Source organism: Psychrobacter sp. SCQQ22 (assembly GCF_015864605.1).
GTDB lineage: Bacteria > Pseudomonadota > Gammaproteobacteria > Pseudomonadales > Moraxellaceae > Psychrobacter > Psychrobacter fozii.
This window is the reverse complement of the sequence record NZ_JADYWZ010000009.1, coordinates 83,077-99,122: the sequence shown is the minus strand read 5'-3', so window position 1 is coordinate 99,122 and position 16,046 is coordinate 83,077. Positions and strand designations below refer to the sequence as shown.

Here is a 16,046-nt window from a genome sequence, read left to right as displayed (position 1 = left end):
TAGTCGCCGACAACTGTTTCATATTGATGGCTATCTTTATCTTTTATGTGTCTTTTCCTAATTGGGCTTCAAAGCCAATTATTGGTAGCTGGCTTAACCTAGCTATAAAACCACTAAATGTCCGAAAAATAACAACTATATAGATTCAAACATTTTTATACCTACATTTCTCACGCTTTTGGTTCAGCGTTACAAAGGAGACAGTCATGGCAATTGGCTTATTTATTTTGGCAATCATCATTCAATTAGCCATGGTTTTGGCCATCTTTTTGTTGTCCCTGTCACGTGTCACTGGCAGCGTTACTGCCCTTGTTACTGTTATCGTTACTGCCGTTATCAGTCCATGGTCACTTATATTAGGTGTGCCGATAGCGCTGCTGTGCTTGGTACTACTCGTTGCTCCTCTTCGTCAATCACTGATTACCAAGCCTGTCTATAAAGCATTGGGCGGCGCGATGCCGAGCATGAGTGATACCGAACGTGAGGCACTTGACGCGGGCACTAGCTGGTGGGAAAAAGAGCTATTTATGGGTGCGCCTAACTGGGACACTTTTGCCAATTATCCGTATCCAGAACTGTCAGAAGAAGAGCAAAGCTTTATAGACAATGAAGTAGAAGTGCTGTGCGCCATGCTTGATGAATGGAAAATTCAGCATGAAGACAAAGACCTGTCGCCTGAGGCGTGGCAATTTATTAAAGCCAATGGCTTCTTAGGTCTGATTATTCCTAAAGAATTTGGTGGTCTAGATTTTAGCTCATATGCGCAAAGCCGTATCATGAGCAAAATCGCCTCTCGCTCTCCTACAGCTGCTGTGACCTGTATGGTGCCAAACTCGCTCGGCCCTGGTGAGCTGTTGATGCACTATGGTACGGATGAGCAAAAACAACGCTGGTTACCCGGTCTCGCCAAAGGTGAGGAAGTACCTTGCTTTGGTCTAACGGGTCCTGAAGCAGGCTCAGATGCGGGTGCTATTCCTGATACAGGTGTAGTCTGCTACGGCATGCATGAAGGCGAGCAAGTACTCGGCCTACGTATGAACTTCTCAAAGCGCTGGATTACGTTGGCACCTATCGCCACAGTCGTGGGCTTAGCATTCAAAATGCATGACCCAGAAGGCCTGCTTGGAGATTCTGAAAAAACCGATTACGGTATTACCTGTGCACTCATTCCTGCCAGCCATCAAGGCGTCATCACAGGGCCACGTCATAACCCAATCGGCTCGCCATTTATGAATGGTACAGTCGATGGTAAAGATGTCTTTATTCCCTTAGATTACATCATCGGCGGTGTCGAAAACGCTGGTCGCGGTTGGCGCATGCTGATGGAATGTTTGGGCGTTGGTCGCGGCATCTCTCTCCCTGCGCTTTCAACCTCAGCTAGTGAGATGACGTATCTGTCTGTTGGTGCATTTGCCAAAGTTCGTGAGCAGTTTAAAATCTCTGTTGGCAAGTTCGAAGGGGTACAAGACGCCACCAGCCGTATGGCTAGTAATACTTATATGCTAGAAGCATTCCGACATCTCGTTACATGTGGATTGAACCAAGGTGGTACGCCATCGGTTATGACAGCCATGGCGAAATACTATGCGACCGAAACCATGCGCAGTGTGATCAACGATGGTATGGATGTCGTTGGCGGACGCGCAGTACAGATGGGTCCACGTAACTTTTTGGCGACGCCGTATCAAGCTATTCCGGTCTCTATCACGGTTGAGGGTGCTAACATACTGACCCGCTCATTGATGATCTTTGGTCAAGGTGCCATGCGCTGCCATCCGTATCTATTTGATGAGTTACAACTGCTACAAAGCAAAGATAAAGAAGGGGCGACTCGAAAATTCGATACGCTTTTCTTTAGACATTTGGGTTATACCTTCAATCGTGGGGCAAAAGCCTTCGTCGCAGGGTATGTCGGGGGTAGCAATAATGCCCCAAATTTTGCAGACAGCTTTACCCGTCCCTACTACAAACATATTAACCGCTTAAGCGCGGGCTTTGCCTTAACAGCCGATATGGCGCTAGGACTGTTGGCTGGCGACTTAAAACGTAAAGAAATGCTCTCTGGTCGCTTAGCCGATATTCATAGTCATTTATTCATCGCAACGGCTATTTTGCAGTTTTATGAACATGGCACCAAATCAAAGTCTGAGCGCTTACATGCTGAGGTTGCCTTGCAAAACAGCTTGTACACCATTCAAGAAGCCTTCTTATCATTCTTTGATAATTTCCCAAATCGTATGGCAGCCAAATTGGTCAGCTTTGTGACTTTCCCAAGTGGTCGTATCTTTACGCCGCCAAGTGATGAACTCAAACGCCAATTGGGTGATACCTTCATGGATGACTTTGAGGCCAACCCTTTCCGCGATTATCTAAAAACCATGGTCTACTACACGACCGAAGAAGACGATGTGACCGGCCGTATGGAGCATGCTTATCAGACCTTGACCAGTATCGAACCGTTATGGCAGAAGTTTAAGAAGGCTGAGCACCAAGACAGTTTTGAAGGACTTACCTTCGAAGATCATGTTGTGCATGCCAGTCAAAATGAGGACATCACTGAAGAAGAAGCTGAAGTGCTCATTCAATACAATGCCATACGCTTTGACTCGTTATTGACCGATGTCTTCGATGAACATCTATCGCAGGTGCAAGAACGCGCCAATCCACATAGCCTAGACAATGCTGTGCAACAGCTGACTGACTATGCTCAATTAAAAAGTGCCGCACAAGCGAGAAATGGTATTGTGACTGATAGCGATGCTCTAGATGATGACTTGAACACTTTTGCTGATGCCGATGTTTCTACTAGTACCGATAAACCAACTGGTGATGCCAACCCAAATCACGGCTATGAGGTCGACGGTGATGTCGAAATGGTTGCTGAGCAGGATACTGTTGAAGAAGTACAGGCGCAGACCGACTTTGAAGACTCCGATCCTGAGACAGAAGCACTTGATCCTCGTTACCGCGATGCAGAATCGCATTTAAGCGAACGCATGAGTAACAATCATCGTCTCAATAAATATAATGCTGAAAATTCTAACAACTTGGATAGCGCTGACAAATCTGACCATTTGGAAATCGCGCATGACAACGTACAAAAATCCAATTATCTGGATAGCACTGAAACCCCACAAGTAGAGGATAACGTAGAGAAACCATCTACATCCGAGAGCAAGTGGCAAGATGGTCTGCGTCGTGATGAAAGCGATAATGTATAAGCACGGCAATCTATAAATGTGACCGTATTCAAGATATAAAAAATATCAAATACCACATGACTATTGTTTAATTTAAAAAGACTGTCCAGTTCGGGCAGTCTTTTTTTTGGTTACAAACAAAAACTTTTGCTTATCATTAGCGGAAAAAAGCAGTATTATCTGCTTTCTTAAAATCGTGGGTAGCCTTATAAACCTATTTATTCTTAGGTTTATCTCGGCTGAATCATAAAAAAATGTTGCAGTAACCTTAACAATTATTTTATATTGTTTAAGAGCCTGACATAAAGTGACCAATCAAAATTTACAGACGTAGCAAGATCGGGTGTAAAAACAGCAATCATTTACGCATTGATTTATTATCATACCTGCTATTGGACGTTGTACACAAAAGGATAGAGGTTATGTGGAAAAATATGGGACTGACGGGCAAGATCATGGTTGCCATGGCGCTCGGTATCATACTGGGTTTGTTTATAAACTATTCAGGACTAAACGCTGAAGGCGGCTTTGTTAATACGTATATTACAAACGGCTTTCTCGCTATTATTGGCAAGCTATTTGTTAACTCACTAAAAATGTTGGTCGTACCGCTAGTACTTATCTCATTGATTTGCGGTGTGTGCGGTATTGGTGATATTCGTCTGCTTGGTCGTATTGGTACCAAAACCTTTATGATCTACATGTTCACCACCGCACTTGCTATTGCAACGGCGATTGGACTTGGCATCCTGTTTGGTATTGGTAAAGGTATGGACATTGGTACAGATGCTACCTTTGAAGCCGCATCAGCGCCACCTTTGCTTGATGTATTCTCTAATATTATTCCATCAAACCCCATCAGCGCGATGGCCAATGGCGATATGTTGTCCATCATTTTCTTTGCGATTTTGATTGGTGTCAGTATCTTGATGGTTGGCAAGCCTGCTAAAGGCTTGGTTAAAAGTTTAGAGCTCATCAATGAAGTCATCTTAAAGATGGTGACTATCATTATGAACCTAGCACCTTATGGTGTCTTTGCACTATTGACTAAAGCCATGGCAGAGCTTGGCTTAGATTTGATTTGGTCATTGCTTGGTTATGTGGCTGTATTGATCGGCTCACTGGCGTTCCATTTCTTTATCACCATGATGATTGTCCTAAAAGTTGCTTCAGGTTTATCAATCAAAACCTTTTTGGCAAAAATGCGTGAAGTACAGATTTTTGCATTCAGTACTTCAAGCTCAAACGCGACGATTCCTATTACCTTGCGTACCGTTACTAAGCGTATGGGTGTGAATAACTCTGTTGCCTCGTTTACCGTTCCTTTTGGTGCCACCATCAACATGGATGGTACGGCAATCATGCAGGGTACAGCGACCATCTTCATTGCCAATATTTATGGTATTGATTTGGGTGTGACCGAATATCTAACCGTTATCTTGATGTCAGTATTAGCCTCTGTCGGTACCGCTGGTGTACCGGGTGTTGGTCTGATTATGCTATCAATGGTATTTGCACAAGTTGGCTTACCTATCGAAGGTATTGGCTTAATCTTAGGTGTGGATCGTATCCTAGACATGCTACGTACTGCTGTGAACGTTGGTGGTGATGCTGCTGTGACAGCCATCGTAGCAAAATCAGAAGGTAAAATGGATGTAGCCATTTACAACGATCCTAATGCTGGTGCCAAAGATGTGTTCGATGGTCATATCGATGAAGACAATGAGCGTGAGTTCTCAGAAGTCTTTAGCGATGGCATCATGGGTAGCGAGTACGATGATGTTAGAAAAGACTAGTAATGACTAACGGTCTATCCGTATCATTGTTCCATAAAAAACCCCAGTCTACTTTATGAGACTGGGGTTTTTTGTTGGTCGCTGACTATAGCTGGCTCAATTTAAGAAAGGTATAGTCAAAGAAGTTTAGAACAGATACAAGGCAACCGAGTTCAGATGTATATTTCATACTTCAAGCGAGGCGAATGCTGTCACTCTTTTCCAATGAATTGACTAGGGCGTGTCATCAATTAGATTGTGAGGCTTAAAATGAGAAAAATTGTAGATAAACAAGGAAGAAATTGCCGTTAATATGAACATATTGACAAAATTACTGACGATGTTTAGCAAAATTTAGCCATTTTAAGGCCACTAAATGCATTAATGTGCTAATTGATGACACGCCCTAGATTAACCAAATACGTATTTAGTAATCATCGCCAAACACACCACCACAATCATCGGACGAATCAGCTTACTACCGCCCTTGACCACCATGTGAGAGCCAAAGTACGCCCCTATTGTTTGTCCAACCATCATCGCCAGCCCCACTTTCCACAAGACATTACCGCCTATGATAAAGAAGATTAACGAGCCTACATTGGTAGATAGGTTCAATACTTTTGCGGCACCTGTCGCTTCTATAATCTGACGACCGCGCAATGCCACGTTACCAAGCGCAAAAAACATGCCTGTGCCTGGCCCAATATAACCATCATAAAAACCAATGATTGGCGCAACGATTTTTTGCCATTTACTTTCGGATATACGCGGTGCCGCTTCTACCTCACCCAGTCTAGGCGCAAACAACGTATAGATACCAATAGCGGCAATCAAAAACGGAATCAGCTTTTCGAGCAAATCCGGTGGCGACATCTGAACGGCAATCGTACCGATAACGGAACCAATAAAAGCAGCAATAATACCCACCTTTATGCGTTGCGGCTTTACGACACCTTTTCGAATCATCGTAATAGACGCTGCAAGCGCACCTGATGCAGCCTGTAGCTTATTGGTGCCTAGCGTGAGTACTGGCGGGATATTAGCAAGTAACATGGCTGGTATGGTCAGTAGACCGCCGCCGCCCGCGATGGCATCAATAAACCCTGCCAACGCTGCCACAGCCGTAAGCATTAAAATGACTTCTAGTGAAAGTGATAAGTCCATGACTCTGACCTGCAAAATTTATAATAAAAAAGAAAGCCCTAAAAATCGGCTTTGGAAGTTAGATTTAAAATACTGTTATTAGTATTTCTATTAATATTGTTATTGATACTGTTATTAAAGTTACTGTTGAAGTAGCTTTTGGGGTAACTATTGATTTTGCTAATGTCGCTCATTATAGAGATAAAGGGCTAAAAAAAACCAAAAACATGGCAAAGTCTGTTAAATTTGTCTAACCACTTACCAAATACGCAAGATAAAAGCAGTCTGATTAAAGAATGTATCGACTGGCTATATTTTCATCTATGACCTCAACTTTGTCGCATCGCTATTACTAATGTGCTGAGCTAATGGCTTTTGATTGACGTATTTTGTTGTGTATATTAATAAGAGTATGAGAAACTGTTCTTGTCTGGCTACTATATCGTTGAGAGCAGTAGGATAGATATTTGAAGTTATTGAACTATTTAGTAAATTGTATTTAGCAAATGAGGATGATATGGCAATACGAAGGATTAAGGCGTTTTTTGAGTTTGAAGCGGCAGGCGGTATCGTCTTAGCATTGGCTGCGATTGCTGCAATGATTATTGCTAACTCCCCTCTTAATACGTGGTATGAAGGCTTTATTCATGCCCCTGTTGCTATCCAAATCGGTGAATTTGCTATCGCTAAAGACGCACATCACTGGATCAACGACGGTCTGATGGCGATTTTCTTTTTCTTAGTCGGCCTTGAGCTCAAACGCGAAGTCTTAATTGGCGAGCTATCCAACGTCAAACAAATCATACTACCCGCTGGTGCGGCATTGGGCGGCATGATTGCCCCCGCTATCGTTTACCTACTCTTTAACTATAATGAGCCTGAGTTTTGGAAAGGATGGGCGATTCCTGCGGCCACAGATATTGCATTTGCGCTTGGTATCTTAAGCTTACTAGGCAACCGCGTTCCCAACTCCCTAAAAGTATTCTTAGTATCGATTGCTATCTTTGATGATATCGGTGCGATTTTGATTATCGCTTTATTTTATACCAGTGATTTGTCCTTACAGTCATTGGCATTAGCAGCGTTATGTCTGCCTTTCTTATATATTCTCAATCGCCGCAATGTCACTAGTATCACACCTTATCTACTCATCGGTGTAATTATGTGGGTCGCAGTACTCAAGTCTGGTATTCACGCTACCTTGGCTGGTGTGGTTTTAGCACTGTTTATTCCTATGTTTGACCGTACGGATCCTGAGCATTCACCGCTTGAGGAGTTAGAGCACGATCTACACAATACCGTTGCCTTTGGTATCTTGCCATTATTTGCATTTGCCAACTCAGGCATATCACTCAAAGGTGCAGGATTGGCGGAATTGTTCCACTCTGTCCCACTCGGTATCGCTGCTGGTCTATTCATCGGTAAGCAAGTTGGTGTCATGGTCATGTGCTGGTTAATCTTTAAACTTGGTATCTCAACGATGCCTAGAGGCATGAACTATAAGCAGGTTTACGGTGCTGCTTTACTATGCGGTGTGGGCTTTACCATGAGTTTATTCATCGGTGGCTTAGCATTCGCTGGCGAAACTGCGCTGTTCGATGAGCGCTTAGGCATTATCATGGGTTCAATCGTCTCTGGTGTGGCAGGTTACTTAATGCTCAAAGTCAGCTTAAAAGACAATGTAAGTGGTACGTCAGTTGATTTGACTCGTCCGCATTGATAAGGCAAGCCACTTACGAGCGATATAGCAAATAAGTGGCTCATTGCCCGAGCCTTCAAAGTGTTTTAGCTTAAGAGTTTTTTGGCTTAAGGATGCTTTGCTTAAGGATGCTCTGACTTAAGGATATTTAAATTCAGGCACATCGCTATAGGAGATAAGGATGCGACGGTTTATACAGCGACTCTCATCAAGTATGGCTATCATCGGTAGCATTTCTCTACTATCAGGATGTGCCACTCTCTCTAAGCAAGAATGCCTCATCGGCGACTGGCAAGCTATTGGCTACAATGATGGCGTCGCAGGCTATCAATCAGACCGCTTAGCATCACATGCCAAAGCCTGTGCCAAGGCCAGCGTGGCTCCTGACTATCAAGCATGGGAGCGCGGTCGCCAGTTAGGGCTCAAACAATACTGCATCACTGATAACGCCTATAACCTTGGCAGACGCGGACGTAAGCTCAATAATGTCTGTCCAGTCGCCATAGCGAGTACGCTACAACAAGCCAATCAGCGTGGTTTAGAGTACTATAATCTAGAGAACCAACTAGATAGTGATAAAAGACTGTTAGAAGAGTACAAAGAGGAATTCGATAAATTGGAAGGTGGTGCGATGCTAGGCTTTGCCAATGAAAAAGAGGCACGTGCACGTTTACTATTACTCGCTGATGAGCGACGCCAAGCCAAACGTCGTATCGATAACACGCAAAGACAATTGGACTCATTAAATCAGAAAAATAGACATTAGGGCGTGATGAGAAAGCCTAACCATAACGGCACTTGATAAATATGGATTCAATCGACATCAATAAAACAGCAACTGATAGCACCTTACCCCACAAGCAGCCGTCAGTAGAGTCTTATCTACGTCATGGGCGTACCACTGCGATAGATGACCACAGCGACCTACAAGTCCTAAAACGCATCAAACGCTATTTATTACCCAAAAACTTTGTCATCTCGCAAGACTTATTAGATGAAATAGTCGCAGGATACGACATTGGCGACCCGCTAGCAGATGCATTGGCTAATGATGGTATCCGTTTTGCAAAGCCATTACAGCAACTAATCATCGATGGAAAAGTAGATAGTGACCTTACACAAAACGCCTCATTCAATACGTTAACAGCGCAGTTTGGCAGCCATCCTGGTTGGTTCGATCCCAAGCTAGCGCAAATTGGTGCAGTCGCCTATCGCCGTTATCCACTCATGCTTATTTGGCTATTGCGTAATGTCGCATTGATGGCAGGCTATAGCATCCCTGCCCTGTCTTTACCACTGATTCAGACTGGCGCATTGATGCACGATGCCCTACCGCGTTTGATGCGTACTTATGCTTATATCTTGGCTGTCTCTGAACATCCTCAGTCGAGCATGAGTACCGACCAAAAACCTATTGATGAAGTGCTAGCTATTGGCTCTGAAGGCTGGCGACAGTCTATCAAGGTGCGTCAAATTCATACCTTGGTACGTCAGAACCTGCTGAAAGGTAATGCGGCCACTGGCGTCATAGCAGAGGTAGATCAGCACCGTAATCCTGATGGCAGTTGGAATACTGACTATTGGGGCATTCCCATCAATCAAACCGATATGATTGCTACGCATTTGCAGTTTTCGTTGTTGATTATGCGCGGGCTGCGACTGTTGGGCGCGCGTATCAGCACCGAAGAAGCAGAAGGGATTTTACATTTATGGAATCTGGCCAGCTACTGGATGGGCGTTGATTTGGATCGCTTGCCAAAAGATGAGGCAGCCTGTTGGGAGTGGCTCTATACCTACCTCTCTATCCAACAGCTTGATTTTAAGATGGGACAACCACTGGCAAAAGCGCTACATGACTTACCACGCCAGCTTATGGGTGAGGACAATAGACGTGGACGCTTCGTTGAAATGGTCAATGCTAGCGTGACACGTACGTTGGTTGGTGATGATATCGGTGATGGGCTAGATTTACCGAAATCTAAGATAAGATTTGGCGTCTTATCTTCTGTGCCTATTTTATTTGCACTAGATACCGCACGCCAGCACAATCAAAGTGTTGCTAAAAAACTAGAAGCCTTCCGATTCAAGCGCCAAGATAATATGAATTGGTGGCTAAAGAAAAATGATGACTACTATAAATAAATACTCATAATATATAGTCAAAGAAATCTAAAATGGGTACAAGGCAGCCGACTGCAGATTGTACAAATAGTACATCTAAGCAGGGTAACGCCGTAGCGGTTTAGCAGTTCGCTGACTATAGTCAGTTCAATATAATTTGGATACAAGGAAGGCGAGTGAAAGTACTACAGCTAGTAGGCTAAGTGAGACTGATACCGTAGCCAATTTATAGAGGATTGACTATAACCGCGTGTCTTGTATACGGTAATACCATTCAAGCTGTCGATCAAAGCCCGTCTCTAATAAGCTAGCAATCACTCGACCTGTCAGACCCCATACCGTCTCACCATCCACTTGCCAGCTGGGCGTGAGGATGGTCGCTTTTTCATCTTGCATCGCATATTCCACAGCATATTCTACAGTAGGCTGAGTGACTAACGACTCAAAATCCGCCCAAAAAATACGTGAGATTTCGCCAGGTTCTGGTACCAATATCAGATCGGGCGCAATGAGCGCAACGATAGGCCTGACACTCATGCCGCTCTTGGAAGTCTGAATAGGCAGTTGGCCGAGCAGCTGGACTTTATTAGGCGGTAGCGCCGTCTCTTCACACGCTTCACGTAAAGCAGTGACCACATTATTACCGTCTCCCCTTTCATGCTTACCACCTGCACAGGACACTTCGCCCGCATGACTGTTCATGTGCGCAGCCCGAAGCGTCAGTAGCAACTTAGGGTGACGCTCATGAGTAATGGCTACCAATACTGAGGCATCTGCAATCGGTGTTTGATACAAACTGTCTAAGAGACGAGCACTGTGAGAACCCTGATAAGAGTCAGGCATTATTGAACCAGTAACGGTATTTAAAGTTTCACGTTGCACCCGCTCAGCCAGCTTTCTGAGCGTGGGATAACGAATAAAGGTTGGCACAGCGACTGAAAATTCATCCAAACTCACAGACTGTGGGGGAAGTAACATTATAATTGCCCTATATTTTTATCAGTATTCATAATCATTACAAGAAGGTTATCTCTTTTACGATATTAGCGCAGTATACCCTATCACTGCACATGCTTTATGTGACCGCGACTCCTTATCTAGTGCACTCGCAAGTACAGAGTAAGCGTATCAAAATTAATCAGCAGCAAACGGGCTGTTTTTACGAGCACTGCTCGTACAACAAAATTTGTGGTATCTTAGACTGAAGCATGACGACTATAGGCAAGTCTAAACAGTTTAAATAAAAGACAGCCAAATGCTAAAAGTGGTTAAAGCAATGATCTAACCAATATAAAACGGTTTGGCTATAAATGGTTTAACCATAAACGGTTTGGCCATAAATGAAAACAAGATGGGCTATCAGCCTACAATAAGAATGATAATTCTTAAAATAATGACGTCTTTTTCTTATCTATTTTTTATTCCTACTATCATTATACAAGGCAGTTGATATGAGCTATTGTCTCCAATGCGGTCATAAAGCAGAACGAAAGATACCACCCACAGATAATATACCGCGCTTGGTATGCCCAAACTGCAACTATATTCATTACGAGAACCCAAAGGTTATTTGTGGTTCACTTGTCGTACATAAAAACCGAGTGTTGCTATGTCGCCGCGCCATTGAGCCTCAATACGGCTTATGGACTTTACCGGCAGGTTTTATGGAAAATGGGGAGACCATGGCAGAGGGTGCTGCACGTGAAAGCTATGAAGAGGCTGAAGCGGTCGTTATCAATCCACACTTATATTGCCTATATGATATTCCAGATATCGGGCAAATATACTCTATTTATTTGGCTGACCTTAAAGATGGTGCTTATGGGATTGGCTCTGAAAGCCTTGACTCTGCTTTGTTTGCTGAAGAAGATATTCCATGGGATAAACTGGCCTTTGAAGCGATACGTCGCACTTTAAAAAGCTATTTTGAAGACCGTAAAAATTTCGATGATCATGCTGACTTCCCTATACATCAAGATCATATCGGTAAAGATCAAAGTATCAAACGTTTTTAAAAGTCGGCTCAACGACCAGTCTTTCTGTTAAAAAGCCGCTATCTCGAATAGAAATAGCGGCTTTTTATTGCCTAACACTTTAATCGCCTTGCAAAACCTATCATGTCTTCCAAAACCTTTGCATGTACCACAAACTATAAAAGATGACGGCATAATGAATAATTAAGGTAATAATTCCCACCACTACCATCACTTTATGCATACCACTATTATGAATGTCTGACCATGTGATATTGATGTCCATACTTGTTATAAGTACATTCATATTTAGTACAAACATAACCGCTGATATAGCTGTGATCATCAGCACAGAGAGAACGGCAATACGACCACATTCAGCCTTATCCAACCCTCGATGTTGACGCTTACGAAATAAAAACGTCACTGCCATATTTAGCACAGCAATGATAGCAACGGTTAAGAGCATACTGCCCACTATAAAGTTGAGTTGGTTTAAGACATACGTCAACAGCACATAGCTAAATGCATAAAAAACAGCATACCCCAACAAGCTTTTATAAGATTTAGTGTACTCAGTCACTTCTATGATGGGTTTATTTGCCAAGTCGATTCCTATTAATTAACTACTAATACAAAATTTCTCCATCTTAAATTATTTGCAGACAAAATAAAAGCAGACAATAATTTAGTATTGTCTGCTTATTTAATGCTTAATTCCGAAATTTGGCTTTTATTTAAAGATTTCTTATATAAAAAGCGATATTAGCTCTTTATTTTACAAACGTTAAAGCCAAGATTTTTAACAGCCTCTTCTTTATCATAAGGCGCTAATACTGCACGTACATGCTCCTGGCCTTGCAGATATTGCTTGGCAACGCGCTGTAAATCAGCAACCGTCACTGCCAATATTGACGCGCGCATTTTACGCTGCCAATCGACACCGCGATGATGTAAATCAGCGAAGCACGCTTTGACAGCTTCGCCAGCTGGAGAGCCTGGCTTATCCATACCTGAGATAATACCTAAGATAGCTTCTTCCAACTGCTCATCGGTCTGAGGTTCATTCAATAACCATTCGATACTGGCATCAAAATGAGCAAAGGTCTCAGCGCATTGTGGATCACGGTAGCTAAAGAACTTAAACGCACACGCATTGGCATCATAACCAGCACCACCACCATAAGCACCACCACGCTCACGAATGGCACTGTGTAGATAGCCGTTGCGTAAGTAAGGTGCTAATACCATTAGTGCAGCGGTATCAGGATGATCGGCAGCAGGTACAGTGTAAGCACTGGCATTATGATAGACGTTGGTTGGTACTAGCCAAGCCAAATCCTCAACATCGAGCGCCACACCACTTTCTAGTGCTTTGACCGTGTCTTTCTCACCGTTTAACGCTGTATTAAGTTGCAAATCTGCAAACTCGCTCGGGATACTGTCTTCAATGCTATTCTCAGAACTGCGGATCTGCTCGGCAATCTTTGGCGCTTGGCTGTCTTTCCAACTATCGACAATCAAACTGCTTAAGCGTTCGCCTTGCTCTGCTTCACAGATGATAACGGCGTGCTTAGGCAAGCTGATCAAGCGTTGATGTAAATCCATCAAGCTCGTAGCCAATTTATTCCACTGGGCATCATCCATACTGGCATGCGTTAAGAAGTCCTTTAACGCATTCAAAGCTGGCAGACCGCTGCGAACATATTCTAGCTGTGCTTGGCGACTCATACCACGACTGGCAGTTTGCATGGCATAAGAATGCCCTGAACCTGCTAGGTTTGACTGCCAACCTGCTTGACGCTGCTGCAAGATTTCTTTGATACGGTCATGCTCAGAAAAGATACTGTGCTCCATGACTTCTTTGAGCAAATCAATCGCTTCAGGCTTACGGTTAAGCGCACGCGTTGCCACAACGAAATAACTGCTAATCGCTTGGCTATCATCAACATTGGTACGTTGGCTGATACGAGCCGTGACCCCTGATGAATGCGCCGCTTGCTTGGCTTGCATTTCATGAGCACTGAGCGTGTCCGTACCTAATTCTGACAATAGGCTTAAATAGATAGGCAGCAATGGATGATTAATCACGTCATTGACTGGCAGTTCATCTGCGTTTGCATTACCAATCGCATCAGTCAACGGGATGATGACTTGATAGTAATAAATACCGTTGGTACCTGCTTCATATTCAAATAAAGTACTGTCTTGCCCACTTAAACTTACCTGCTTTTGCGTGCCTTGTTTAAAGCTAATGTCCGTTGGTACGTCTTCTAGACCTACTTTTGGCAACAAGCTCAAATCATCAGGTGCCGCTTGGCGTGCTGCTAAATCCAATGCTTGTTTGTGCAAGATGTCTTTATCATCGGCGGTCAAATCCATCTCGATAGTATCCAGACGTGTCTGCTCAGCAGCAGCAAGACGGGCGGTCTTTTCACTATCAGGTGTCAATGTGACGCGGACACGATGCTGATTGTCTAACAGATGCGTTTTAATTAAATTCGGTAGCCATTGCGCATCTTTTACTTGCTCGCGCAGCCACTGCAAATGCTCATCAACTTCCCACACATCTATAGGATTACCATCATGAATCGCCGTACTAAAACCCTCTAGCATCAAGTTCAGACCGTAAGGAATGCTATCACCGCCGATATGACGCTGATCAATCTCGATCTGGTGCAAAATAGTTTCGATGGTTTCGTCATCGACTGGTGAACTGGCAACTTCTGTGAGCAAATCAAGAATACCCTGTTCTACCGCTTCGGCATGCTCAGGGTTCGAACCGCGTAGACCCGTATAAAAGACCATCTCGTAATGACTATCATCAAGTCCCAATAGCGGACTTGGCGCTTTACCCAGTGGATGGCTGTCAAGATAGGCACGCAGCGGCGAGCCAGCATGCTCAACCAATACGCCTTCTAATAGACGTAATGCCAAACGCTGCTTGGGATCAGTAATCGATGGTAATAACCACGCCACGACATGATGGGTTTGATCAGGGCCTGCTTCGTCAGCCGTATAAGTATCTACCGCACTAACAGGCGCAGACAAACGCTGCTCTGGACGCGATACGTGCTTTTTGCCAGCTTCAAACTGAGTTAAGGCATCGTCATGAATTTTGGCTTGCGTTTCAGCGACCGGAATATTACCAAAGCTCATAATCACACTGTTTGATGGGTGATAATGGCTCTGATGAAACTCAACCAGTTCAGTATGCGTCAAATCAGGAATATCCGCAGGATCGCCGCCTGAATTATAGTGATACGTCGTCGTTGGGAACAAATGATGAGCGACCGTATGATACAACTGGTCAATCTCACCGCTCATTGCGCCCTTCATCTCGTTAAAGACAATACCTTTGAACTGTGGCTTGTCATTTTCGTCAAGCTCCACGCGAATGCCTTCTTGGGCAAAATCGAGCGGATGAATATTAGGGAAAAACGAGGCATCAAGATAGACAGCAAGCAAGTTAAAATAGTCGTTTTTGTTTTGTGTTGCATATGGATAAGCCGTCCAATCAGCGGCGGTCATCGCATTCATAAAGGTATTGAGCGAACGTTTAATCATTGAGAAAAACGGATCACGGACAGGGAACTTTTCAGAACCACATAGCGCTACATGCTCTAACACATGGGCTTCCCCTTTTGAATCCATCGGCTGTGTGCGAAAGCCAACCAAAAAAGCATTTTCGTCGCTTGGATGCGCCAAGTGATAATGCATGGCGCCTGTTTTGACGTGTTGGCTTATCAATACGTCCATCGAGAGCGCATCAATATGGCGATGCTCTAGCAGCTCAAATGCAGGATGCAAAGTTAGATCAGCAGTAAATAACGTGTCGGTCATAATTTTCCTTATGGATTGCCCTATTTTATTTAGAATAATATGCTATTTATGACCAAATCTAGCCAGTAGCGATCAAATAAAATCAAGGTAAACAATAGATAAATAGTGAATGTCATACTTATCGTAGGGTCGTTTTTATATGCTATTCATATAAAATATTGTGAGTATTATTGTGATTAACCTATGAGTAATATTCAAATTTAATGCCAGGTATCAATACATCATTTTAAATGATAGCGATACGCTCGTATAAATTAAAAAGAATTTGCCTAACGGAAGTAGATGGGGT

The 16,046-nt window shown here is 43.6% G+C and carries 10 protein-coding genes; 6 read left to right on the top strand and 4 right to left on the bottom strand.

Features of this window, described 5'->3' with window-relative positions; translation table 11 throughout:
- Window positions 1-206: 206 nt before the first annotated feature.
- Window positions 207-3,221, top strand: a complete 3,015-nt coding sequence (locus I6E84_RS11970) for an acyl-CoA dehydrogenase (RefSeq protein ID WP_197218197.1) — start codon at window positions 207-209, stop codon at window positions 3,219-3,221.
- Window positions 3,222-3,622: 401 nt separating this feature from the next.
- Window positions 3,623-4,996, top strand: coding sequence for a dicarboxylate/amino acid:cation symporter (locus tag I6E84_RS11965; RefSeq protein ID WP_197218196.1), 1,374 nt, complete (start codon window positions 3,623-3,625; stop codon window positions 4,994-4,996).
- A 390-nt stretch (window positions 4,997-5,386) separates the two neighbouring features.
- Here I6E84_RS11965 and I6E84_RS11960 read toward each other — a convergent pair whose 3' ends face one another.
- A complete protein-coding gene (locus I6E84_RS11960; RefSeq protein WP_197218195.1) occupies window positions 5,387-6,142 on the bottom strand; it encodes a TSUP family transporter in 756 nt (251 codons plus the stop codon).
- Between the two features lie 496 nt (window positions 6,143-6,638).
- Between I6E84_RS11960 and nhaA the strand changes: the two genes are divergently transcribed.
- The 3 genes from nhaA to I6E84_RS11945 all read left to right on the top strand — a co-directional run bounded on the left by nhaA (window position 6,639) and on the right by I6E84_RS11945 (window position 9,962).
- Window positions 6,639-7,841, top strand: coding sequence for a Na+/H+ antiporter NhaA (gene nhaA, locus I6E84_RS11955; protein WP_110924052.1), 1,203 nt, complete (start codon window positions 6,639-6,641; stop codon window positions 7,839-7,841).
- Window positions 7,842-8,001: 160 nt separating this feature from the next.
- Window positions 8,002-8,586, top strand: a complete 585-nt coding sequence (locus tag I6E84_RS11950) for a DUF2799 domain-containing protein (protein ID WP_197218194.1) — start codon at window positions 8,002-8,004, stop codon at window positions 8,584-8,586.
- A gap of 41 nt (window positions 8,587-8,627) precedes the next feature.
- On the top strand, window positions 8,628-9,962 hold the full coding sequence (locus I6E84_RS11945) for an oxygenase MpaB family protein (protein WP_197218193.1): 1,335 nt from the start codon (window positions 8,628-8,630) through the stop codon (window positions 9,960-9,962).
- Window positions 9,963-10,181: 219 nt separating this feature from the next.
- Here the strand turns inward: I6E84_RS11945 and I6E84_RS11940 are convergent, their stop codons facing one another.
- Window positions 10,182-10,919: an NUDIX hydrolase gene (locus I6E84_RS11940; RefSeq protein WP_197218192.1), complete on the bottom strand. Its 738-nt coding sequence runs from the start codon at window positions 10,917-10,919 to the stop codon at window positions 10,182-10,184.
- A 473-nt stretch (window positions 10,920-11,392) separates the two neighbouring features.
- Here I6E84_RS11940 and I6E84_RS11935 point away from each other — a divergent pair, with 473 nt between their 5' ends.
- The gene (locus I6E84_RS11935; protein WP_197218191.1) at window positions 11,393-11,956 is read left to right on the top strand and encodes an NUDIX hydrolase; all 564 of its coding nucleotides are present in this window, start codon (window positions 11,393-11,395) and stop codon (window positions 11,954-11,956) included.
- Window positions 11,957-12,056: 100 nt separating this feature from the next.
- Here I6E84_RS11935 and I6E84_RS11930 read toward each other — a convergent pair whose 3' ends face one another.
- On the bottom strand, window positions 12,057-12,521 hold the full coding sequence (locus I6E84_RS11930) for a hypothetical protein (RefSeq protein WP_197218189.1): 465 nt from the start codon (window positions 12,519-12,521) through the stop codon (window positions 12,057-12,059).
- Between the two features lie 158 nt (window positions 12,522-12,679).
- Window positions 12,680-15,757, bottom strand: coding sequence for an insulinase family protein (locus I6E84_RS11925; protein ID WP_197218187.1), 3,078 nt, complete (start codon window positions 15,755-15,757; stop codon window positions 12,680-12,682).
- Window positions 15,758-16,046: the final 289 nt, after the last annotated feature.

What these genes read in the sequence shown, in the direction of transcription:
- I6E84_RS11970 (WP_197218197.1), top strand. Translation starts at nt 207, where the DNA reads ATGGCAATTGGCTTATTTATTTTGGCAATCATCATTCAATTAGCCATG.
- I6E84_RS11965 (WP_197218196.1), top strand. Translation starts at nt 3,623, where the DNA reads ATGTGGAAAAATATGGGACTGACGGGCAAGATCATGGTTGCCATGGCG.
- I6E84_RS11960 (WP_197218195.1), bottom strand. Translation starts at nt 6,142, where the DNA reads ATGGACTTATCACTTTCACTAGAAGTCATTTTAATGCTTACGGCTGTG.
- nhaA (WP_110924052.1), top strand. Translation starts at nt 6,639, where the DNA reads ATGGCAATACGAAGGATTAAGGCGTTTTTTGAGTTTGAAGCGGCAGGC.
- I6E84_RS11950 (WP_197218194.1), top strand. Translation starts at nt 8,002, where the DNA reads ATGCGACGGTTTATACAGCGACTCTCATCAAGTATGGCTATCATCGGT.
- I6E84_RS11945 (WP_197218193.1), top strand. Translation starts at nt 8,628, where the DNA reads ATGGATTCAATCGACATCAATAAAACAGCAACTGATAGCACCTTACCC.
- I6E84_RS11940 (WP_197218192.1), bottom strand. Translation starts at nt 10,919, where the DNA reads ATGTTACTTCCCCCACAGTCTGTGAGTTTGGATGAATTTTCAGTCGCT.
- I6E84_RS11935 (WP_197218191.1), top strand. Translation starts at nt 11,393, where the DNA reads ATGAGCTATTGTCTCCAATGCGGTCATAAAGCAGAACGAAAGATACCA.
- I6E84_RS11925 (WP_197218187.1), bottom strand. Translation starts at nt 15,757, where the DNA reads ATGACCGACACGTTATTTACTGCTGATCTAACTTTGCATCCTGCATTT.